The following is a 21,149-nucleotide window of genomic DNA, read 5'->3' as shown; positions in this document are numbered from 1 at the left end:
GAAACATGAAGAAGAAAATCATCCTCGTCGCTGCAGCGGTGCTTGCTTTTAGCGTATTGGCCGCATGCGGCAAAGCGGAGGACAAGAAGTCCGCAGGCGGAAACAACCATGCCGGTCATGCAGCCAGCAGCGGGCAAGAGAACGCCGTGAAGCCTGGAGGAAATGAGAAAACGGAGGCGAAAAACATGGAGCACGGAGACGGCCACGGCGGTCATGGCGCGGATGCCGCACCTGCCACGAAGGAGCTTAACGTATTGTATGCCTTCCCCGCAGGCGCTGCAAAGGCAAACGAAGATACGGAATTTACCATCCGAGTTACGGACAAGAACGGGAAACCGGTCGATAAGTATGAGGTCAATCATGAGAAATTACTTCATCTCATCATCGTCAATCACGATTTGTCGTTCTTTAACCACATTCATCCCGAGTTTAAGGGAGACGGCACATTTACGGTGAACACTTCGTTCCCGGCTGGCGGTGAGTACAAGGTATTTGCAGACTTTATCCCGACTGGCGGCGCCAATACAACGCTCAGCGAGTGGGTAAAGGTAGAAGGTAAGGAAGGCAAGCATGCTGCGATTGCAGTAGACGCGAAGTTAGTGAAAGAAGTTGATGGCAAGGAAATCGAGCTGATCATGAGCGCCGCTAAACCGAAAGAAGACGTGACCTTGACCTTCAACATTCGCGATGCGAAGACAAAGAAGGGGATCGATAGCCTACAGCCTTATTTGGGCGCGGTCGGTCATGTCGTGATTCTCTCGGAAGATGCGAATCAGTATCTTCATGTCCATCCTATCGATGAAAAGGCGACCGGACCGGATGCGAAATTCGCGACTTCTTTTCCGCAAAGCGGGACTTACAGAATCTGGGGACAATTTCAGCAGGGCGGCGAAGTGTTCACTGTACCGTTCGTCGTCAATGTAAAATAACGAAAGCGCAAAGGAAGAATGATCATGGGAGAAAAGACAAAACTGGCGGTATCGCCTGCCATTCAAGTCGGTGGAAGCCTGTTCACGCCGGAGCAGCTTGCCAAAATTGGTACGGTTACAGGTTCAGACGCCAAAATTGAAATGACCTCCTTCAAGCAGCTCTACATGGAAGTGTCTCTTGATGAGAGAGCATCCATCCAGGAAGAGCTGGATCGAGCCGGTCTGGAAGTGTATCCGACTGGGTTTGTGACCAAAAGTCTGATTGCCTGCAACTTCTGCAAAGGCGCGGAAGAAGCCGGTCTGGAGACGGCGCGTATCTTGAATCGAGCGATTGCCGGCATCAAGACACCCACGCCATTGAAGATTGGTTACGCAGGCTGCGCGCTGGGCACGAGTGAACCATTGCTGAAAGATATAGGCGTCGTTAAAATGCGAGACACGTTCGATATTTACGTTGGAGGAGAGCCCAAAGGAATCAAGGCCGCGATGGGCCGGCTGCTGATCTCCGGCATAACAGAAGAACGGCTTGTACCTGTCGTATCCACGCTAATCGATTTCTACAAGGAACAGTCAAAAGGGAAAGAAAAATTCAGCAAATTCGTGGATCGAATCTCGATGGAGCAGTTGAAACAAATCGTCGCTTAAAGGAGGAGAACATCCATGTCAGAAATCAATCAGACAGAACCGCTCCAGATTTACACGATTCCGACCTGCAGTGACTGCCATTTTGCCAAGCGCTACTTCAATGAGCAACAGATACCTTTTATCGAATACAACTGCGAAGAAGATATGAAATATGCGAAAGAAGTGCTGGAGCTGACCGGAAAGCAGATCGTACCGACCATTGTCATTCAAGACAAGGTGTTCGTTGGTTTCGCTGAAAGCTTCAACGAGATAAGCAAGCTCCTGCAGCGTCAATCGGATGAACTATGAGATTAGCACCCTTCAAGCCCCTCCATGATAAGTTGCGATGCAAAGAAATAAGGGTGGTTGGCGCGAACCGGTACCGTAATCCAGATGAAGACCTATCTGCCGACTTTGAAGAACGCGTGTTGAAAACTACCCCGTATTGACTTCTCTCCCATTTATATTTAAACTTAATCTAAATATAAATAATAAAGGGTGAGCTTGCGATGACACGAAAAGGAACACTAACCATACAGCGCAAGACGATTTTGGATATCGTAACGATGGCAACAGATCATCCGACTGCTGCCGATGTGATGGAGAGGCTAAAGGAACGCGGCTGTCAGTTCGCCTATGCGACAGTGTACAACTCACTTCGCTATTTGACAGACGAAGGGATGATTCGCGAGCTGAAACTCGATGGAGACTCCAGCCGCTACGACGCGCGAACGGAAGATCACCAGCATATCGTCTGTGTTTCCTGTGGCCGGGTCGACGAGGTATTCACCGATGCACCGCAGGAGTGGCTGCACCGTGTAGCGGAAGAGACCGGCTATGATATACAGGAGCAGCAATATTTGTTTAAAGGAGTGTGTGCGGCATGCAAAATATCAACCAAACCGATCCATTGAGTCCGAGTTCGCAGTCGATTCCACAGCAATCGGTAGCAGCAGACTACCCGATGGATGGCGACTTTTGCGTCACCACACGAAGAATTATGATCATCAGTCCATGGCCAGCCTCGCTGCACAGCTTGGTTGGGGAATTGACAGTCAAATGCTATGATGTTCTCTTATTTCACCATGCCGATGATTCGGCACTCAATTTGCTGCAGGGTGATCTGCTGCTGATTGATCAGACACGGGGCAGTATGTCGGGTGAAGAGATTCAGCATTTGCGTGCGCGCGGCATTCCGATGTTGTCCCTGGTCAGTGAAGGAACGCCACCGAATCAGGTTGGGAGTGATTTCATTGTGTGGCCTTCATCAATGGAAGCTCTCGTGGAACGTATCCAATCGTTCGATGCTCCAAGCAGCCGTCCTGTATTCGGTGGCAATGATCAATTACAGCACAAAGATATCAGGATGGACTTGAAACGGATGGTTGTATCCCGTGGAGAGGTGCGAATTGATTTGACCAAAACCGAGTTTGATTTGCTGAAGGTGCTGCTCAGTGCTGACGGCAGTGTGCTCTCACGTCAGACGATGATGGATCTGGTGTGGGGAGATCAATATTTCGGAGGCAGCAATACTGTAGATGCGCATATCAAAAGCTTGAGGCACAAGCTGGGCGACGATCCGAAGCAGCCGCAATACATTGTTACCGTTCGTGGTGTGGGTTACAGATTGACCGATTAAGCTCTTCATGAAACCTTCACGATACCTTCATTATACCTTCATGCAGCTAACTTGCTTGAATGGTATTCTTTTTTTAGCAAGTTTTTAAACTTAGTCTAAATTTAATAAAGGGTCAAACGAGACCCCATACAAGGAGTGAAATGATATGTCCACAGCTGCAGCGAACGTCATCGTCTACACCGGTAACCATTGTCCCTATTGCAATCAGCTCAAAAAATATTTAAACGAGCAAAATATCGAGTTCGAAGAACGCAATGTCGAAACCAATGACCAATATGCTGACGAGTTGCAAAATATGGGGATGAGCTCCATACCGGTAACCGTCATCGGTGAGCACACCATTCTCGGCATGAACACGACACGAATCAAAAAAGCATTAGCCGGAGAATAAGCTGTTGCACGACCATCTATTTAACCCCAATATATAACCCAAATTAACGATCAGGAGGAACATCAAATGACATTACTGACACAACCATTTCCAGCCGTATCGCAAGCCAAAATAGGGGAAAAAGCTCCAAGCTTTAATTTACCCTCCACCAAAAATTTAACGACGCTAGAGGAAAATGTCGCTTTAGAGGATTATGCAGGCAAATGGCTGCTGTTCTTTTTCTGGCCTTATGATTTCACTTACGTATGTCCGACTGAAATTATCGCCTTTAGTGATCATGCCGCGGCATTCCGCGAGCTGGATTGTGAGATCGTAGGTGCATCTGTAGACAGCGTGTATACGCACCGTGCCTGGATTCAAACGCCGCGTGATCAAAGCGGTATTGGCAGCATTCAATATCCAATCGCCTCCGACTTTACGAAGGAAACCGCACGTGCTTATGGTATTCTGGACGAAGCTACAGGCTCTGCGCACCGTGGATTGTTCATCATTGATCCCGAAGGTGTGCTGCGTTATCAAGTCGTCACCGATATGAATGTGGGCCGCAGTGTCGAGGAAACGCTTCGTATCCTGCAAGCACTGCAAGCTGGTGGCTTATGCCCTGCCAACTGGAAGCCAGGACAAAAGCTGCTCGGGTAAATGACAGCTGTGCTCCGAGGATGAAGCAAATAGCTATGAGCAACAATGCACATATACACGAAAAGGAGCTGCCGCGGCAGCTCCTTTTGCTCGTACACAATGATTCTATTCGCTCTGAATATACACATACCCGAGCATGTCCATATTCATAATCCTAACAATTAGACGCCTATTAACTCACACTCGAACGCCGTAATGGATCTAATAAACGTGGGTACCGTTTTACGATGACAAGCCACAGCTGTGCAGCAATGAAAATCGAAGAATAAGTTCCACTTATTAAACCAAGAATCAGAGCGAGGGAAAAAGCATGCAGCCCCTCTCCCGCGAACCATTGGAGCGACATCGCGCAAATAAAGACAGTCAAAACCGTATAGATCGAACGACGCATAGTCTGCCACAGGCTTCGATTGACGAGCTCGTCCAAATCTGTAACGGTCCACGACGGAGTTCTTTTTAAATTCGTTCGAATCCGGTCGAAAATAACGATGGTATCGTTAATCGAATAACCGACGATCGTCAGGATGGCCGCAACGAAGGTAGGATCGATTTCAATCCGGAAGAAGGCGAATAGACTGACCGGAATGAGTACGTCATGAAGCAGAGCGACCACACAAGCAATACCAAATGACAATTGAAAGCGAATCGCCATGTAGATAACAACCCCACCCGAAGCTATGAGTAAAGCCAAGCCTGCTTTTTTCACCATTTCTTGTGCAATCACCGGGTCCACCGTAACATCCTGTTTACTAACCTGGTCCCCGTATTTGGCTTTAAGATCGGTTTCCATCGCCTTTAAGCGGTCTGCTGCGACCGGCCGATCAAACGTAGTTGTAGCGTACAGATTGCTGTCGCCGTATTTCGTCACGGGTTTCATTTCCGATTCAGGAGCATTTGTATGAATAATATCAGCTACTGCCTGCACCTCGAAAGGCGTACCAACATAGACATCCAGCCGCGTCCCCGATTGTGAAATCCACACCAAGCGTGAGCCCTTTAACCAGAGTGGTCCCTGTGCCGCAGAGCAGTATAAACAAGGACACGTATAAAAACCATTTCTTCACCTTCACAATATCCCAAGAGATTTTAGCTGCAGCTTTTCCGGTATTGTTGCTGCGGATTCCATACCATGTTAAGTGATTGAACCATCCAGTGCTCAGCACGATCCAGAGGATAAAACGCGTGCCGAATACGTTCGTAATCATGCTTGCAATAAGGGTCATGATCAAAATCAGGGAAAAACCTTGCACCGAGCTGCTTCCTGCGTTCAGTAAAACAACAGCGGCAATCAGCGTAGTCATATGAGCATCCAGAATCGTTACAAACGAATCCTTCTGTCCCTTGCGAAATGCCGACAATACACTTTTTCCGTCATGCAATTCTTCTTGTATCCGTTCGGAAGTAATAATATTGGCATCAACAGCCATGCCGACAGCTAGAATAAAGCCCGCGATACCAGGCAGCGTCAATGCTGCATTCATGAAATCAAGTATAACCAAACATAGATAAATAAATCCGACTAATGATAGGATGGCGACAAAACCCGGCAGCCGATAAACGACCAGCATAAAGACGCATATGAATAAAAAAGCGAGAAAACCGGCAAACAACGTTTGCTGTAAGGCCATTTCACCGAGAGAAGCGTTAACGGATACAACTTGTTTTTCGATCAATTTGGCAGGCAGTGAGCCCGCGTTGATCAGCTCCTTCAGCTCATTGGCAGATTCTGTCGTAAAGTTACCTTCGATGGTCGCAGTTCCGCCAGAAATGGGCTGCAGAATTCGGGGAAAAGAGATAACCTCATCATCCAGGGCGATAAGCAATAGTTGCCCCACATGGGCCTGCGTAGCTCGTACCAGCTTGTCAGGATCCAAAAAAGTCACGGTAATAACCGGCCTGTTGAGATTATCATAGTTCAGCTTAGCACCAACGGGCGCCAAATCGCGTCCATCCAAAAGTAATTCGCCCGACGAATTTTTAAAGGTAAGATTAGCGGGTTTTCCTATTAATTGTCGAAGCTGCTCTTCATTGGCGGCTCCGGCAATTTTCACTCTGATTCGATCTGTACCTTCAATCGTAATCTCCGGCTCGGCTACCTTGCTGATATTGACGCGCTTATCTATCATTTGCTCCATTGCGATTAATAGATCTGCATTCAAGGTTTGCTGCGAATCCAACGGTTCCACCTGATACAAGATTTCAAAGCCGCCTTTTAAATCCGATCCGAGCTTGATATTGTTGACAACCGTAGAGGTAGTCGAAGCAACGAGGGAACCTATGCAAACCAGAAACAGAAATAACCCACACAATCGGGCCCATTTTTTCATATTTAATTCTCCTTTTTTCTAAGTTTAATTTAGAAGAAAAGGAGCACACCTAAATAACGGGATTTATATTTAATGGGGAATAGAAGTAGAAGTCGCTTGAGCATAGCAGCGAATGCATATAAATGAGGCATCAACAATTGGGAGGGAAACAAGGGATATATCATCATAAACAACAGGCAAAAGAATATAAAAATCGACATAGGGGAAGAAACGAGGTTTGAACTTTCTTTGAGTACAGCATCGTAATGTAGAGTGTGATCGATACTTGCAAGCAGTGCTTGTTCGGACTGAACGTTTTGATCCAATGAAATGCCAAAAGGCACGACGCAGCACAGACAAAGCATAATGGCAGTCAGCAACAATTTAGTGAATCTTCCCATGGGCTCACCTCCTTTAACTATCGATACTTACCAAGATTATAGTTATGGTAGTCGAATTATACGGACAAGTCAATCACTGGAAATAGCAAAGTGAAATGTGAAATTATTCACGGCTCTGTGATCTTTGTCATAGTTTGGTTTCCAAATCATGTTTAATCTAAAGGTAGAACAACAAGATGGTGGCTGCAGCATGATGAGAAGAGTATAGGAGTGGATGATAACATGACAGCAAAAGAAGCGAAAAAGATTGAACAGCTTTCTGCTCAAGACGAAGTCAACCAGCTGGTGGCCAGAGCCAGGCAAGCACAGCAGCAATTTCTTAAGCTCGATCAAAACCAGGTAGATCAAGTTGTACAGCAAATGGCATTAGCTGGTATCGAAGGGCACATGCAGCTCGCCAAGCTTGCTGTCGAGGAAACAGGCCGCGGTGTCTATGAAGATAAAATCACTAAGAATTTATTTGCTACGGAGTATATTTACCACAGCATTAAAAATATCAAGACAGTTGGCGTGATTGAGGAAAATGCTTATGAGCACTACCAGCTGGTAGCCGAGCCCGTTGGCATTATTGCGGGAGTTACGCCAGTTACCAATCCGACGTCAACGACCATGTTCAAGTCATTAATTGCGACCAAAACCCGGAACCCGATTATCTTTGCCTTCCATCCATCCGCGCAGCAATCGAGTGCAGCGGCTGCAGCGACGTTACTTTCGGCGGCTGTTCAGGCGGGTGCGCCAGAGCATTGTATTCAATGGGTAAAGCATCCATCTGTTGAAGCTACCCAGCTGTTGATGAATCATCCTGATGTAGCACTGGTTCTTGCTACGGGAGGATCTTCGATGGTAAAAGCCGCCTACAGCACCGGTAAGCCGGCTTTGGGTGTTGGACCCGGTAATGTTCCCTGCTTCATTGAGAAAACAGCGAACTTGCAGCAGGCTGTTCATGATTTGATCCTATCGAAGACGTTTGACAACGGTATGATTTGCGCTTCTGAGCAAGCCGTCATTATTGAGGACACGGTATATGTAGAAACCAGAAAATTGATGGCTGATTCGGGCTGTTACTTTTTGAATCCGGAAGAAATCGAAGCGGTTTCCAAATTGGTGATTAACCCCGAGAAATGTGCGGTTAACGCTGTGATTGTAGGTCAATCTGCTGCCGCAATCGCCGAGATGGCTGGCATTCAGGTGCCTGTGGCAACAAAAATGCTGGTTGCGGAGTTAGCTGGAGTCGGTGAGAAATTTCCGTTATCGGCTGAAAAGCTAAGCCCCGTGCTCGCATGCTACAAAGTGAAGAATGCTGAGCAAGGAATTGACCGGGCTGTGGAAGTTGTCAAATTTGGCGGTATGGGACATTCGTCCGTTATTCATTCTCAGAATGAGGAGGTCATCCAGGCGTTCTCCAATAAGCTTCAAACAGGACGTGTTATTGTTAATTCGCCTTCCACTCACGGTGCAATCGGCGATATTTATAATACAAATCTGCCTTCCTTGACACTTGGCTGCGGCTCTTATGGTCATAACTCGACAACCTCCAACGTGAGCGCCGTGAATCTGATCAATGTGAAACGGATTGCTTACCGTACCGTCAACATGCAGTGGTTCAAAATACCCCCGAAGATTTATTTTGAAAAAGGGGCTACGCAATATTTAGAGAAAATGCCTGATATTACAAGAGTGATGATTGTTACGGATCCGATGATGGTGAAGCTGGGTTATGTAGAGCGCGTAGAATATTATTTGCGCAAGCGTCAGCTGCCCGTGTATATCGAGGTGTTCTCGGATGTGGAGCCGGACCCGTCGGTTGACACGGTGGAGCGTGGTCGGGCACAGATGGCCAGCTTCCAGCCGGACTGCATTATTGCTCTGGGTGGCGGATCACCTATGGATGCGGCGAAAGCGATGTGGCTGTTCTACGAATACCCGGATACCAGCTTTGATGCGTTAAAGCAAAAATTTATGGATATCCGTAAACGGGTGTACAAGTATCCGCGTCTGGGGCGCAAAGCCAAATTTGTTGCGATTCCCACAACTTCAGGCACAGGTTCGGAAGTGACATCCTTCGCCGTGATTACAGATAAGGACAAAGGAAATACCAAATACCCGCTTGCCGATTATGAGCTTACACCTGACGTTGCCATTATTGATCCTGATTATGTGTACAGCTTGCCTAAGACAGCGGTGGCCGACACGGGTATGGACGTTTTAACCCACGCGATTGAAGCCTATGTGTCTGTGATGGCTAATGATTACTCCGATGGCTTAGCGATGAAGGCAATCCAATTGGTATTTCAGAATCTTGAAAAGTCATTTGCTACCGGTGATCCTGCAGCGCGCGAGAAGATGCATAATGCCTCAACAATTGCCGGTATGGCCTTTGCGAACGCGTTCCTTGGTATTAATCACAGCCTGGCGCATAAATGGGGCGGAGAATACCACACAGCTCATGGACGTACCAATGCAATCTTGATGCCACATGTCATTCGCTATAATGCAAGTCAACCAACGAAGCTCACTTCGTTCCCGAAATACGATCATTTCATAGCGGATCAACGTTATGCCGAAATTGCGCGTATGCTCGGGCTTCCTGCGAAGACAACGGAAGAAGGAGTGAACAGTCTCATCCAGGCAGTACGCAGATTGAACACCGTTCTCGGTATTCCTGAGAAATTTCAGGATCTTGGATTCGATGGCGAGCAATTCGAGACGCGAGTCGATTACTTGGCGGATCGGGCGTTTGAAGATCAGTGCACAACAGCCAATCCAAGGATGCCTTTAGTGACAGAGTTGGCTGATATTTATCGGAATGCGTTTTACGGCAGGTTTTAATCGTGCAATAAGTACACATTGGAGTAGAATGAACAGCCTCACGCTGTTTGAGATGAATGCAGTGTCTGTAAATAGCGGCGTGCAGGTCATGTATGAACAATACTTCAGGAGGTGCCATGATGGCGATACGAGAGGGCGATATACAGACAGACAGTTATTGGCGAGGGTTTGCCAAGGGGAAATGGGAAACAGCAATCGATGTTAAAGATTTTATCGATACCAATGTCACGGTGTATACAGGGGATTCGGCCTTTTTAAAGGGTCCAACGGCAGCGACGGAGGAGCTGTGGCGTATGGTTAGCGAGCTAACCCGCCAGGAGAGAGACAATGGAGGCGTTTTGGATATCGATGTCCAGACGGTGTCCACGATTACATCGCATGCGCCAGGGTATATTGCACAGAGCATAGAGAAAATTGTCGGCTTGCAAACCGACGCTCCGCTTAAGCGATCCGTACAACCCTTCGGCGGTATTCGCATGGTTATCGATGCTTGTGAAGCTTATGGCTTCAAGCTGCCGGACGAAATCGTACGGTTGTTTACAGATATTCGCAAAACGCATAACCAAGGTGTGTTCGACGCCTACACCACGGAGATGAAAACAGCACGTAAGGCTGCAATCATTACAGGTTTGCCAGATGCTTACGGACGTGGTCGCATTATTGGCGATTACCGGCGTGTTGCTCTGTATGGTGTAGACCGATTGATCAAGGAAAAGAAAAAGGATCTGCTGCAATTGGAAGTGGATTCGATCACTGAAGAGGTCATTCAGCTGCGTGAAGAGCTCTCCGAGCAAATTCGCAGTTTGGGCGAATTGAATCAGATGGCCACAACCTACGGCTATGATGTGTCTAAGCCGGCTATGAATGCCAGTGAGGCTGTGCAATGGTTGTACTTCGCTTACTTGGCTGCGATCAAGGAGCAGAATGGCGCGGCGATGAGTCTTGGACGCGTATCCAGCTTTCTGGACATTTATATCGAACGGGATTTACACGATGGGACGTTAACTGAAATGGAGGCGCAGGAGCTTGTTGATCATTTTGTCATGAAGCTTCGTATCGTCAAATTTTTACGTACACCCGACTATAATGAGCTTTTCAGTGGAGATCCGACCTGGGTCACTGAATCAATTGGCGGCATGGGACTGGACGGCAGAGCGCGTGTGACGAAAAATTCCTTCCGTTTCCTGCATACCTTGTACAATCTGGGTCCTGCCCCTGAGCCGAACCTGACTGTGCTGTGGTCGACTCAGCTGCCTGATGGCTTCAAAGCTTACTGTGCCAAGGTATCCGTCGAAACCAGCTCGATCCAGTACGAAAATGATGATCTGATGAGGCCTTATTTTGGCGATGATTACGGTATTGCTTGCTGTGTATCTGCGATGCGCATAGGCAAGCAAATGCAGTTCTTCGGCGCCCGGGCCAATCTGGCTAAAGCTTTGCTCTATGCGATTAACGGTGGTGTGGATGAGAAGCTGGGCATACAGGTAGGCCCTCGTTTAGAACCCATGACTTCTGACGAGGCTCTAAACTTTGAAGAAGTGATGGAGAAATTCGATACCATGATGGAATGGCTGGCAAAGCTGTATGTGAACACACTTAACGTCATTCATTTTATGCATGATAAGTACTGCTATGAGCGGCTGGAGATGGCGCTGCACGATCGTGAAATTGTACGCACGATGGCTACGGGTATTGCGGGACTCTCCGTAGTTGCTGACTCGCTTAGCGCGATCAAGTATGCAAAGGTCCGCCCGATTCGCAATGAAAGCGGGATTGCCGTCGATTTTGAAATTGAAGGCGAATACCCGCAGTATGGCAATAATGATGACCGTGTGGATGCGATTGCTGTTCAATTGACGGAAACGTTCATGAACAAGATCAGGAAGCATAAGACGTACCGCGGCGCAGTGCCCACGATGTCTGTGCTGACCATTACCTCCAATGTCGTGTACGGGAAAAAAACAGGATGTACCCCGGATGGCCGCAAGGCTGGAGAGCCCTTCGCACCAGGCGCCAATCCGATGCACGGACGTGACCGGAAGGGGGCGTTGGCATCCCTGGCTTCTGTAGCCAAGATTCCCTACGAGCACTGCCAGGACGGGATTTCCAATACGTTCTCTATCGTGCCAAAGGCTCTCGGTCGTGAGGAAGATACACGTATTTCGAATCTGGTTTCACTGCTCGATGGCTATATGGCTAATCTAGGTCATCATTTGAATATTAATGTATTTGACCGTGCACAGCTCCTGGATGCGATGGAGCACCCAGAGCAATATCCGCAACTGACGATTCGTGTTTCAGGCTACGCTGTTAACTTTATCAAGCTGACGAGAGAACAGCAGCTTGATGTGATACATCGTACCTTTCATGGCTCGATGTAAATAGAGAGGGGTACAGAGCGATGAAAGGACGCATACATTCCTTCGACACCTTTGGCACCGTTGATGGTCCGGGCATCCGCTTTGTTCTTTTCATGCAGGGCTGTGCACTGCAGTGCAAGTATTGTCATAATCCGGATTCATGGGAAATGAATGCGGGCAGTCAGATGGAAGTTGAGGAGATTCTTGGTGAGATCGAACCTTATCTGGAGTACTATCGCCGGTCAGGCGGAGGCATTACAGTGACGGGCGGAGAGCCGACGCTGCAGGCTGCTTTCGTAGCCCGTTTGTTTAGCGCATGTAAAGCTCGCTGGGGGCTGCATACTGTGCTGGATACGAATGGCTTTTGTGAGCCTGAGCATGCACAGGAGCTGTTGAAGGTGACAGATTTGGTGCTGCTGGACCTGAAAATGATCAATTCGGATAAGCATATCGCGCTTACGGCACAGCCTAATGATCGTATCAAGCGCTTTGCTCATTATTTAAATGAGATCCAAAAAAACATCTGGATTCGTCACGTGCTGGTACCCGGATTTACAGACGGGTATGAGGATCTAAGCGAGCTCGGTCAGTTCATCGGATCATTGAATAACGTTAATAAGCTGGAGTTGCTTCCTTATCACAGAATGGGTGTCTATAAATGGCAGCAAATGGGGAAAGAGTATCTGCTTGAGCATTGTCCGACACCAACAGACCAAGAAGTAACCAGAGCCAGAGACATTATTGATCTTGGTATACGAGCACGTCAAGCAGATATGAAAGGAATAGGCGATTAAAGGTTCAACTATCCATACGAACATATGTGTGGTATAGTCGGAATAGATATGTACCTCGAAATGCTATTCCTGATTAATGGACAGGTGATACGATGCAAGGGAACGAACCGACCCAGCCCACAACACCCGTGAACCCAGCAATTTCTGAAGATGTACCTACACCGGGCGTATCTACTAAGCCTCCATTACCGATCATACAAATAGCGGTACGAGCCTTGGTGGAATATGTGTGCCGCAGCGGAAGCATCGATTCCGGATTTCGGACGGTCAGCTCGCTGACCGAAGGTACGAAGGCCCATCAGCATATACAAAAGCAGTATGGCGAGCACGACTTGAAGGAAGTATACCTGACAACGGAGATCCCTTATGGCGATCTCCTGTTTGTCATTGATGGTCGATGCGACGGGCTGCTGCTGTCCGAGGCTGCATACACGATTGATGAGATTAAATCGACTGCGATGTCCATCGCACTCATAACCGAGGACATGTTCCCGGTCCACTGGGCGCAGGCCAAATGTTATGCCTACATGTATGCTCGTGCGCAGGGGCTGGAACGGATGCGCGTTCAGCTTACCTATGTACAGGTGGATACCGAGCAGCAGAAACGGTTCGTCAAGGAGGCAGCATTTGAGGAGCTAGAGCAGCATATGCAGGAGATGATCCGGCAGTATGCCCCCTATGCGCAAATGCTGCAACGGCACGTACGGCAAAGGGATAGCAGTATTCATGAGCTGCAATTCCCCTTTAAGGCTTACCGCGAAGGGCAGCGCAAGCTGGCAGGTGCTGTGTATCAATCGATAGAAACGGGAAGCAAGCTGTTTGCCAAAGCTCCCACAGGTACAGGGAAGACGATCTCGACGATCTTTCCTGCTGTCAAGGCGATGGGCATGGGGCTATTGCAGCGTGTTTTTTATGTGACCGCGAGAACGACGACAAGAACGGCAGCGGAGGAATCCTTTACACTCATGCAGACAGCAGGGCTGCATATTCATACGGTGACACTGACTGCCAAGGATAAAATATGCTTCAAGGATGAGGTCAGGTGTACGAAGGAGCATTGCGAGTTCGCGGATGGCTACTATGATCGGATTAATGGCGCGCTGCTCGATATGTTAACCCACGAAACACTGATCAATCGGCCCATCATCGAGCAGTATGCCCGTAAGCACCGGGTGTGTCCATTTGAAATGTCACTGGATGCTGCCTATGCCGCAGATGTCATCATCTGTGATTATAATTATGTGTTTGATCCACGTGTATCCTTAAAAAGGCTGCTCGCCGAGCAGAAGAAGCAGACGGCAATCCTTGTCGACGAAGCTCACAATTTGGTTGATCGGGCGCGGGAAATGTTTTCAGGTGCGCTGCATAAATCGGACTTTTTGAACGTTCAAAGGGAATTCAAGGAACTTAGTCAGAGCGTCAGCAAAGCAGCAAAAGCCGTTAATGAGCAGTTCATTTCACTCAGAAAACAAAGCACGGAACCCATTCGAATTACTCAGGAGCCTCCGCAGGCACTGCTCGATGAGTTGGAACATTTTATTGTCCACGCGGAAAGGGAGCTCGCCTCCCACGGAGGGACGTCGGACCATTCGCTGCTGCTGGATACGTATTTTGCCGCTCAGAGCTTTGTAAGGATTTCCAAGCTATATGATGAACGCTTTGTAACCTACGCCGAATGCACAAAAAGCGAGGTAGAGATCAAGCTGTTCTGCCTTGACCCTTCCTACCTGCTGCAGCAGATGGGCAAAGGCTACCGTTCTCATATCTTTTTCTCGGCAACACTGGCCCCCTTCGCTTATTTTATGAGAATGCTGGGAGCGGGGGAGGATGATTACACGGTATCGATCCCATCTCCTTTTTCCAAAGAACAGCTTGACGTATACATTCAACCGCTCTCGACCCGATATCAGGATCGTGAACGTACGAAATCGCCGCTCACACAGCTGCTAAGCCAATTGCTGGATACAACGCCAGGCAATTATTTGTTCTTTTTCCCTTCCTATGCCTATATGAACGAGGTGTACGAGGCTTTTACAGCCTTAGTGCCCCATAGAAAAACAATTTTGCAGCAGGCGGACATGACAGAGGAAGATCGCGATAGCTTTCTGGGGGCATTTGATGCAGACAATCGGGAAGCCTTTGCTGGATTTGCCGTGCTGGGCGGAATTTTCTCGGAAGGGATCGATTTGGTCGGAGATCGTCTAACAGGTGTTGTGGTCGTAGGTGTAGGATTGCCGCAGCTGGGTCTGGAGCGTAATATCATCAAGGATTATTTCAATGCAGCGGGTCTTCATGGCTATGATTATGCTTATGTGTTTCCGGGAATGAACAAGGTACTGCAAGCCGGGGGAAGATTGATTCGCTCGGAGCAGGACCGCGGACTACTTATGCTGGTGGATGACCGCTATCTCCAGCCTCAATATCAACGCCTGCTGCCCGAGGAGTGGAGGCATTATACGGTGCTGTGATTAAATGGCGATACAGCAGGTCCGTAATAAATACCCTTACGAGAAAGAACAATTATAGTTAATATTTCCATATAAAAGGATTGACAGCACTTTACGCGCCATGTTAACTTACAATATATCCAATCGATCTTATTGACCAATCAACCCAAGTATCCCTAATCGTTCAGGAAAAGGAGGAGTCTACGATGAATAACATGAATACAAGCACAGTCCATCTACATTTTGGCGATCACAGATTTGCCCTTAATTTCATAGTTGATGACGTGGCCTTCCTGACCTTTGGACGCAAGAGATGCAGTTAACCCAACATGGGTATTGCTGGTGAATCCAAGGCTCATGTCACGTTTTTCGTGGCATGGGCCTTTATTATATAAGGCGCATCGCATACGAGCGGTGTGCTTTTTTGTATTTAGAGATAGGAGAGTGACTTATGATTGATGTGCTGCACAAGCTGGGATGGTTTTTTAAGCTGGAGCGCAAGCGGTATACCGTGGCGATTATCCTGCTCACCCTGGCAGGTATTCTGGAAATTATCCCGCCGATGCTGGTCGGGCGTACGGTGGACCTGATTCAGCTCGGACAAGTGACATGGCAAAGCATTACGATGACGCTGCTTCAGCTGGCGAGTATTCTGGTAGGTGTCTATGTGCTGGCGTATTTTTGGCATTATCAATTATTTGGGGGTTCCTTTGTAGTTGAACGCATGATGAGGTCAAGGCTGATGAGTCATTTTCTGAAAATGACACCAACGTTCTATGAACGGAACCGGACAGGGGACTTGATGGCACGCACGACCAATGACTTGAAAGCTGTCGCACAAACGGCCGGCTTCGGGATATTGACGTTTATTGATTCCACCTTGTGGATGGCTACCCTGCTTGTCACGATGACCGTGTTTGTATCATGGAAGCTGACGCTGGCCTCGATTATACCGCTGCCGATTATGGCGATTCTGGTCAGCCTATACGGGAAGTGGATTCATCAGCGCTTTATGGACGCGCAAAATGCTTTTGGACATATGAACGATGAGGTGCTGGAAACCATCTCCGGTATCCGCGTAATCCGCGCCTACACCCAGGAGCGTGAGGCAGAGCGGGATTTTGCTAATATTACACAGGATGTACTGGATAAAAATTTGGCAGTTGCCCGAATCGATGCTTTATTTGAACCGACAATCAAAATATTGGTGGGAGCCAGCTACCTCATTGGTCTGGGCTATGGCGCCTATCTGGTTTATCATAATGAGCTGACGATTGGTGGTCTGGTCTCCTTTAATGTCTATCTCGGGATGCTGATCTGGCCGATGTTTGCCATCGGTGAGCTCATTAATGTGATGCAGCGGGGCAATGCCTCCCTTGATCGTGTACACGAAACATTGGGTTATAAGCCGGATGTTCTGGAGCCTATGGCGAGTGAGACAACAGGAGTTGAGCAGCCTGGGCAAATTGAATTCAACCATGTGACCTTTCGTTATCCCTCTTCCTTAACGGACAATCTGAGTGATATCTCGTTTAAGTTGAAGCAGGGCAATACGCTTGGCATTGCGGGTCGCACGGGCAGCGGCAAAACCACGCTCATCAAGCAGCTGCTGCGGGAGTATCCAGCCGGTCAGGGGTTAATCTCCATCTCGGGTATAACCATTGAACAATTGGATATGGATCAGTTGAAATCGTGGTACGGGTATGTGCCGCAGGAGCCCTTTTTATTTTCCAGAACGATTCGAAACAATATTTGCTTTGGTAACGATATCGCAGAAGAGGAATTGGATCGTGCTCTCCATGCAGCGGCACTCAGTAAGGATTTGGCTTATTTGCCGAATGGACTGGAGACGTTGGTTGGGGAAAAGGGTGTTGCTTTGTCTGGTGGACAAAAGCAGCGTGTATCCATTGCCCGAGCGCTTATTAAAAATCCGCCTATTCTGATGCTGGATGATGCATTGTCTGCCGTAGATGCGCGGACGGAGGCGGAGATTATTTCCAACGTCCGTTCACTGCGAGCTGATCAGACGACGATTATTGCGACCCATCGTTTGTCGGTCATTCGACATGCCGAATGGATTATCGTATTGGATGCAGGACGAATTATCGAGCAAGGCACACATGAACAACTGATGCAGCTGCAGGGCTGGTATCAGGAGCAGTATGAACGGCAGCAGTTCGAAGCCGAAGGAACCGAAGGCGGGTGATCAAAATGAGCTTGGACAAGGAACGTAATGCGAAGAAAATGAACAGCACTAATGATACAGAGGGAGAGCTAGCCCAAGAAACGCAGGCTGGCAGCTCCGAGCCATATGGCACACAGCCACCTATCAAGGACAAACCGCAGCCAGATGGAACTGATCTCTTGCTGGAGCTGGATAAGGAACCGCCTAAGGGCAGTAAGACGGCAACGATCCGAAGGCTTCTCGCCTATGCCTTTCTCTATAAAAAGCAGCTGCTGGTGGCGCTGATTATGCTCTCGGTCGCCGTAGGCACGGATCTGGCAGGACCGTTCATAGCGAAACGGATTATCGATGTGCATATTTCCGGGATCAGCAAGCCTTGGTATACAACAGGAGTGGAAGGACCGTACACGGTTGCTTATGAAGGTGTCTTCTATAAAAGAGCCGATCATTTTGCAGCGAATGAAGCTTATGGCGGCGAGGTGCGTGTGCTTCAGGTAGGCAAGGATTATTACTTTATCCCAGAGCCGGTCAAGGCGGATGGTTTGCGAAGCATGACAAGTGAAGGGAGGATTTCCATTGACAGCGGCACGAATGTCAGCACCTATCCCGCAAGAAGACTGAATACCGGGGAGCTTTTCCGCTTCTTCGAGCCGGAATTCGGCGGATTGATTCGCTTGTGCGGGTTTTATCTCGGTTTGCTTGTGGTATCGGCCCTGTTCTCTTATGGACAGCGTTATTTCCTGCAAGCTTCAGCTAACCGGATTATTCGCCGCATGCGGACGGATGTGTTCGGGCAAATTAATCGGCTGCCGATTCGTTATTTCGATAACCTGCCTGCGGGAAAGGTCGTATCGCGCGTCACGAATGATACCGAAGCGATCCGCGAGCTGTATGTGACAGTGCTGGCGAACTTTTTTACAGGAACGATTTATATGGCTGGAATTTTTCTGGCATTGTTCCTGCTGGATGTACGGCTGGCGGCGATTTGTCTGTTTATCCTTCCACTGCTCGTGCTGTGGATTTACGTGTACGGCAAATTTGCCAAGCGCTACAACCGGATTATCCGTGCGGCGGTCAGCGAGATTAACGGGATCGTGAATGAATCGATTCAGGGGATGCCGATTATTAAAGCTTTTCGCAAGGAAAAAAAGATGAGCAATGAGTTTGAAGCGTTCAACACCGAGCTGTATAAGTATCAAAACAAGCTGCTGAGCCTAAACTCATTAACCGGACATAATCTGGTCGGGGTACTCCGTAATTTGGCGTTCCTCTCACTCATTTGGTATTTTGGCGGGATGTCTTTAAGTGGACCGGAGCATGTGATCACACTTGGGGTGATGTATGCCTTCGTTGATTATTTGAATCGATTGTTCAACCCGATCGTCAATATCGTGAATCAGCTTCCTAATCTGGAGACAGCCCTCGTATCCGCTGAGCGGGTGTTCGAGCTGCTGGATGTAGAAGGAACCGACGTAGCAGACGGCAAGATGGACCGCTATCAAGGTCATGTGCGATTTGACGATGTATGGTTCGCCTACAAGGAGGGTGAATACGTACTGAAGGGCATATCCTTCGAGGCGATGAAGGGGCAGACGGTGGCGTTCGTCGGGCATACCGGCTCCGGGAAAAGCTCGATCATGAACCTGCTGTTCAGGTTCTATAACGCGGAGAAGGGCGCCATCACGATAGATGGGATGGACGTAAACCGCCTGCCGCAGCAGACGCTGCGTGAGCATATGGGAATTGTGCTACAGGATCCGTATTTGTTTACCGGTACGATAGCCTCCAATGTGTCCTTGGATGATCCTGCCATATCGAGGCAGCAGGTGGAAGCAGCCCTGGAAGCTGTTGGCGCCAATCGTCTGCTTGAGCATTTGCCTCAAGGCATTGACGAGCCTGTTATTGAAAAGGGCAGCACGCTTTCTTCAGGACAGCGGCAGTTAATCTCGTTTGCACGCGCACTTGCCTTCAATCCGGCGATTCTGATTCTGGATGAAGCGACCTCGAACATTGATACGGAGACGGAGACCGTCATTCAAGAAGCATTGGAAGTTGTGAAAAAAGGGCGCACGACCTTCGTGATTGCCCATCGATTGTCAACGATCAAAAGCGCCGATTTGATTCTGGTGCTGGACCGTGGACAAATCGTCGAGCGTGGGTCTCATGATAGCCTGATGAGTGAGCGCGGCAAATATTATCAAATGTACCGCATTCAGCAGGGCGAGCTGCTGCCCTCAATTTGATTTTAGGATGAATCCATCCGGGAATTGTTAATTTCGAAGTAGAGCAAGGGGCAGATTGCTGCCCCTTTGCCTATTGATTTGGACGTATTTGACAAGAACACTTCGCCAGAAATGCTAACTGAAGTACGACTGGAAGAGATGGAAATAATTTATATTTGTTAAATCGCCAACCACAACTTGCTATCCTTAATTATGTGTGGTAAGATGAACTTAATAAAGAATCCGTAACCAATATTCACATATTGCAAAGGGTTATCATGCAAGATGGAACCTTTCGCAATGTGTGAATTTTTTATTTGTGGTAAACAATAAAAACAGCATGTTAATAAAATTTTGGAGGTCATTACACATGGCACAAACAGGTACAGTTAAATGGTTTAACGCAGAAAAAGGATTTGGTTTTATCGAAGTTGAAGGTGGAAACGATGTATTCGTACATTTCTCCGCAATCACTGGCGAAGGCTTCAAGTCTTTGGACGAAGGTCAACAAGTAGAATTCAACGTTGTTCAAGGCAACCGTGGACCACAAGCTGAGAACGTTGTAAAATTGTAATTTAAAAAGCTTTACAAGCTGCCCTTAACCTACGTTGGGGGCAGATTTTTTTTGAGATCATCGAGGAGGCTCATCATGTATTTTCGAAAAAAATCGACTGAGGATATCCCTTTGGAAAATATCGCGATTTGGTCATGCGAGAATGAATCCTGCATGGGATGGATGCGAGATAATTTTGCGTTCGAATCGGCGCCTGTCTGCAGCTCGTGTCAAGCCCCTATGGTCAGTGGTATGAGAATGCTGCCTATGCTGTCCAATACGAACAGTAATTTCAAATCGCTCAAAAAAGGTGTTCAGATTTCGTAGTCTTCGATCAGATGGTGTCATTCTTGACGCTTGCTCATAATAAAGAAGGATCGCTCCAATAGGGCGATCCTTCTTTGCATTGCAAAAGCAAAAGTAAACAGGTATCGAAAATCGTGTTTTACACGGTAGTTTTGGAATCATAGCTGGAGGACCACTCATGGTATTCCTTCTCAGCTCGGGCTTTTTCATAGCCATAGCGCTCCTGAATTTTACCGATCAGCTTTTCGCGCTCACCGTCAATAACATCCATATCATCATTCGTCAGCTTCCCCCATTGCTTCTGGGTTTCGCCTTTGATTTGCTTCCATTTGCCTTTAAATACGTTGCTGTCCATCGTAATCACTCCTTTTATAGTTTGAATGGATCATCGTTCTGCTCAAGATACTATTACCCGAAAGCAGCTTTTATTAATCATGATGGGGTAGCTGGGCCAGATGTGGAATTGTCGTTTACATTGTGTTTATATAAATAGGGTATGTTCTTCTTAACGAATCCAGATGGAT

At 47.9% G+C, this 21,149-nt stretch carries 18 protein-coding genes; 15 read left to right on the top strand and 3 right to left on the bottom strand.

Annotation, left to right across the window (positions count from 1 at the left end):
* The first annotated feature begins 5 nt into the window (after window positions 1-5).
* The 7 genes from BK127_RS30215 to BK127_RS30185 all read left to right on the top strand — a co-directional run bounded on the left by BK127_RS30215 (window position 6) and on the right by BK127_RS30185 (window position 4,222).
* Window positions 6-929, top strand: coding sequence for a hypothetical protein (locus BK127_RS30215; RefSeq protein WP_076235829.1), 924 nt, complete (start codon window positions 6-8; stop codon window positions 927-929).
* 24 nt (window positions 930-953) lie between these two features.
* On the top strand, window positions 954-1,574 hold the full coding sequence (locus tag BK127_RS30210) for an NAD(P)/FAD-dependent oxidoreductase (RefSeq protein ID WP_144026603.1): 621 nt from the start codon (window positions 954-956) through the stop codon (window positions 1,572-1,574).
* A gap of 15 nt (window positions 1,575-1,589) precedes the next feature.
* Window positions 1,590-1,862: a glutaredoxin family protein gene (locus tag BK127_RS30205; protein WP_076235827.1), complete on the top strand. Its 273-nt coding sequence runs from the start codon at window positions 1,590-1,592 to the stop codon at window positions 1,860-1,862.
* Between the two features lie 200 nt (window positions 1,863-2,062).
* Window positions 2,063-2,467 carry a Fur family transcriptional regulator gene (locus tag BK127_RS30200; protein WP_076235826.1) on the top strand — a complete coding sequence of 135 codons (405 nt, stop codon included), beginning with the start codon at window positions 2,063-2,065 and terminating at the stop codon, window positions 2,465-2,467.
* The gene (locus BK127_RS30195; RefSeq protein WP_076235825.1) at window positions 2,437-3,192 is read left to right on the top strand and encodes a winged helix-turn-helix domain-containing protein; all 756 of its coding nucleotides are present in this window, start codon (window positions 2,437-2,439) and stop codon (window positions 3,190-3,192) included. The genes BK127_RS30200 and BK127_RS30195 overlap by 31 nt, the downstream gene beginning before the upstream one ends.
* Window positions 3,193-3,337: 145 nt before the next feature.
* Window positions 3,338-3,583, top strand: a complete 246-nt coding sequence (locus BK127_RS30190; protein ID WP_076235824.1) for a glutaredoxin family protein — start codon at window positions 3,338-3,340, stop codon at window positions 3,581-3,583.
* Between the two features lie 66 nt (window positions 3,584-3,649).
* Window positions 3,650-4,222: a peroxiredoxin gene (locus BK127_RS30185; protein WP_076235823.1), complete on the top strand. Its 573-nt coding sequence runs from the start codon at window positions 3,650-3,652 to the stop codon at window positions 4,220-4,222.
* Between the two features lie 172 nt (window positions 4,223-4,394).
* On the opposite strand, the gene secF is transcribed toward BK127_RS30185, so the two are convergent.
* Window positions 4,395-5,204: a protein translocase subunit SecF gene (gene secF, locus BK127_RS44550; protein ID WP_218639053.1), complete on the bottom strand. Its 810-nt coding sequence runs from the start codon at window positions 5,202-5,204 to the stop codon at window positions 4,395-4,397.
* A complete protein-coding gene (secD, locus tag BK127_RS43145) occupies window positions 5,131-6,549 on the bottom strand; it encodes a protein translocase subunit SecD (RefSeq protein WP_256711509.1) in 1,419 nt (472 codons plus the stop codon). The genes secF and secD overlap by 74 nt, the downstream gene beginning before the upstream one ends.
* 563 nt (window positions 6,550-7,112) lie before the next feature.
* On the opposite strand from secD, the gene adhE reads away from it, so the two are divergent.
* The 8 genes from adhE to BK127_RS30130 all read left to right on the top strand — a co-directional run bounded on the left by adhE (window position 7,113) and on the right by BK127_RS30130 (window position 20,646).
* The gene (adhE, locus tag BK127_RS30165; protein ID WP_256711516.1) at window positions 7,113-9,758 is read left to right on the top strand and encodes a bifunctional acetaldehyde-CoA/alcohol dehydrogenase; all 2,646 of its coding nucleotides are present in this window, start codon (window positions 7,113-7,115) and stop codon (window positions 9,756-9,758) included.
* 119 nt (window positions 9,759-9,877) lie between these two features.
* On the top strand, window positions 9,878-12,139 hold the full coding sequence (pflB, locus tag BK127_RS30160) for a formate C-acetyltransferase (RefSeq protein WP_076235820.1): 2,262 nt from the start codon (window positions 9,878-9,880) through the stop codon (window positions 12,137-12,139).
* A gap of 20 nt (window positions 12,140-12,159) precedes the next feature.
* Entirely contained in the window at window positions 12,160-12,912 is a 753-nt protein-coding gene (gene pflA, locus BK127_RS30155; protein WP_076235819.1) for a pyruvate formate-lyase-activating protein, read from the top strand.
* Between the two features lie 227 nt (window positions 12,913-13,139).
* Entirely contained in the window at window positions 13,140-15,380 is a 2,241-nt protein-coding gene (locus BK127_RS30150) for an ATP-dependent DNA helicase (protein WP_256711515.1), read from the top strand.
* Between the two features lie 430 nt (window positions 15,381-15,810).
* Window positions 15,811-17,565: an ABC transporter ATP-binding protein gene (locus BK127_RS30145; protein WP_076235818.1), complete on the top strand. Its 1,755-nt coding sequence runs from the start codon at window positions 15,811-15,813 to the stop codon at window positions 17,563-17,565.
* Window positions 17,566-17,570: 5 nt separating this feature from the next.
* A complete protein-coding gene (locus tag BK127_RS30140; RefSeq protein WP_256711514.1) occupies window positions 17,571-19,787 on the top strand; it encodes an ABC transporter ATP-binding protein in 2,217 nt (738 codons plus the stop codon).
* A 349-nt stretch (window positions 19,788-20,136) separates the two neighbouring features.
* Window positions 20,137-20,340, top strand: coding sequence for a cold-shock protein (locus BK127_RS30135; protein WP_076235817.1), 204 nt, complete (start codon window positions 20,137-20,139; stop codon window positions 20,338-20,340).
* Window positions 20,341-20,415: 75 nt separating this feature from the next.
* Window positions 20,416-20,646 carry a cold-shock protein gene (locus tag BK127_RS30130; protein WP_076235816.1) on the top strand — a complete coding sequence of 77 codons (231 nt, stop codon included), beginning with the start codon at window positions 20,416-20,418 and terminating at the stop codon, window positions 20,644-20,646.
* A 118-nt stretch (window positions 20,647-20,764) separates the two neighbouring features.
* Here BK127_RS30130 and BK127_RS30125 read toward each other — a convergent pair whose 3' ends face one another.
* Window positions 20,765-20,980, bottom strand: coding sequence for a CsbD family protein (locus BK127_RS30125; protein ID WP_076235815.1), 216 nt, complete (start codon window positions 20,978-20,980; stop codon window positions 20,765-20,767).
* Window positions 20,981-21,149 lie beyond the last annotated feature (169 nt).

The sequence above is a fragment of the Paenibacillus sp. FSL H7-0331 genome (genome assembly GCF_001956045.1).
The sequence above is the reverse complement of the archived record's forward strand: the minus strand, read 5'-3'. Positions and strand labels throughout refer to the sequence as shown.

Excerpts from the sequence above, each read along its gene's own strand:
- BK127_RS30185 (WP_076235823.1), top strand. The coding sequence starts at position 3,650 with ATGACATTACTGACACAACCATTTCCAGCCGTATCGCAAGCCAAAATA.
- BK127_RS30200 (WP_076235826.1), top strand. The coding sequence starts at position 2,063 with ATGACACGAAAAGGAACACTAACCATACAGCGCAAGACGATTTTGGAT.
- BK127_RS30190 (WP_076235824.1), top strand. The coding sequence starts at position 3,338 with ATGTCCACAGCTGCAGCGAACGTCATCGTCTACACCGGTAACCATTGT.
- BK127_RS30145 (WP_076235818.1), top strand. The coding sequence starts at position 15,811 with ATGATTGATGTGCTGCACAAGCTGGGATGGTTTTTTAAGCTGGAGCGC.
- secD (WP_256711509.1), bottom strand. The coding sequence starts at position 6,549 with ATGAAAAAATGGGCCCGATTGTGTGGGTTATTTCTGTTTCTGGTTTGC.
- BK127_RS30135 (WP_076235817.1), top strand. The coding sequence starts at position 20,137 with ATGGCACAAACAGGTACAGTTAAATGGTTTAACGCAGAAAAAGGATTT.
- pflA (WP_076235819.1), top strand. The coding sequence starts at position 12,160 with ATGAAAGGACGCATACATTCCTTCGACACCTTTGGCACCGTTGATGGT.
- BK127_RS30140 (WP_256711514.1), top strand. The coding sequence starts at position 17,571 with ATGAGCTTGGACAAGGAACGTAATGCGAAGAAAATGAACAGCACTAAT.
- BK127_RS30210 (WP_144026603.1), top strand. The coding sequence starts at position 954 with ATGGGAGAAAAGACAAAACTGGCGGTATCGCCTGCCATTCAAGTCGGT.
- BK127_RS30205 (WP_076235827.1), top strand. The coding sequence starts at position 1,590 with ATGTCAGAAATCAATCAGACAGAACCGCTCCAGATTTACACGATTCCG.
- BK127_RS30195 (WP_076235825.1), top strand. The coding sequence starts at position 2,437 with ATGCAAAATATCAACCAAACCGATCCATTGAGTCCGAGTTCGCAGTCG.
- BK127_RS30215 (WP_076235829.1), top strand. The coding sequence starts at position 6 with ATGAAGAAGAAAATCATCCTCGTCGCTGCAGCGGTGCTTGCTTTTAGC.
- pflB (WP_076235820.1), top strand. The coding sequence starts at position 9,878 with ATGGCGATACGAGAGGGCGATATACAGACAGACAGTTATTGGCGAGGG.
- BK127_RS30125 (WP_076235815.1), bottom strand. The coding sequence starts at position 20,980 with ATGGACAGCAACGTATTTAAAGGCAAATGGAAGCAAATCAAAGGCGAA.
- BK127_RS30130 (WP_076235816.1), top strand. The coding sequence starts at position 20,416 with ATGTATTTTCGAAAAAAATCGACTGAGGATATCCCTTTGGAAAATATC.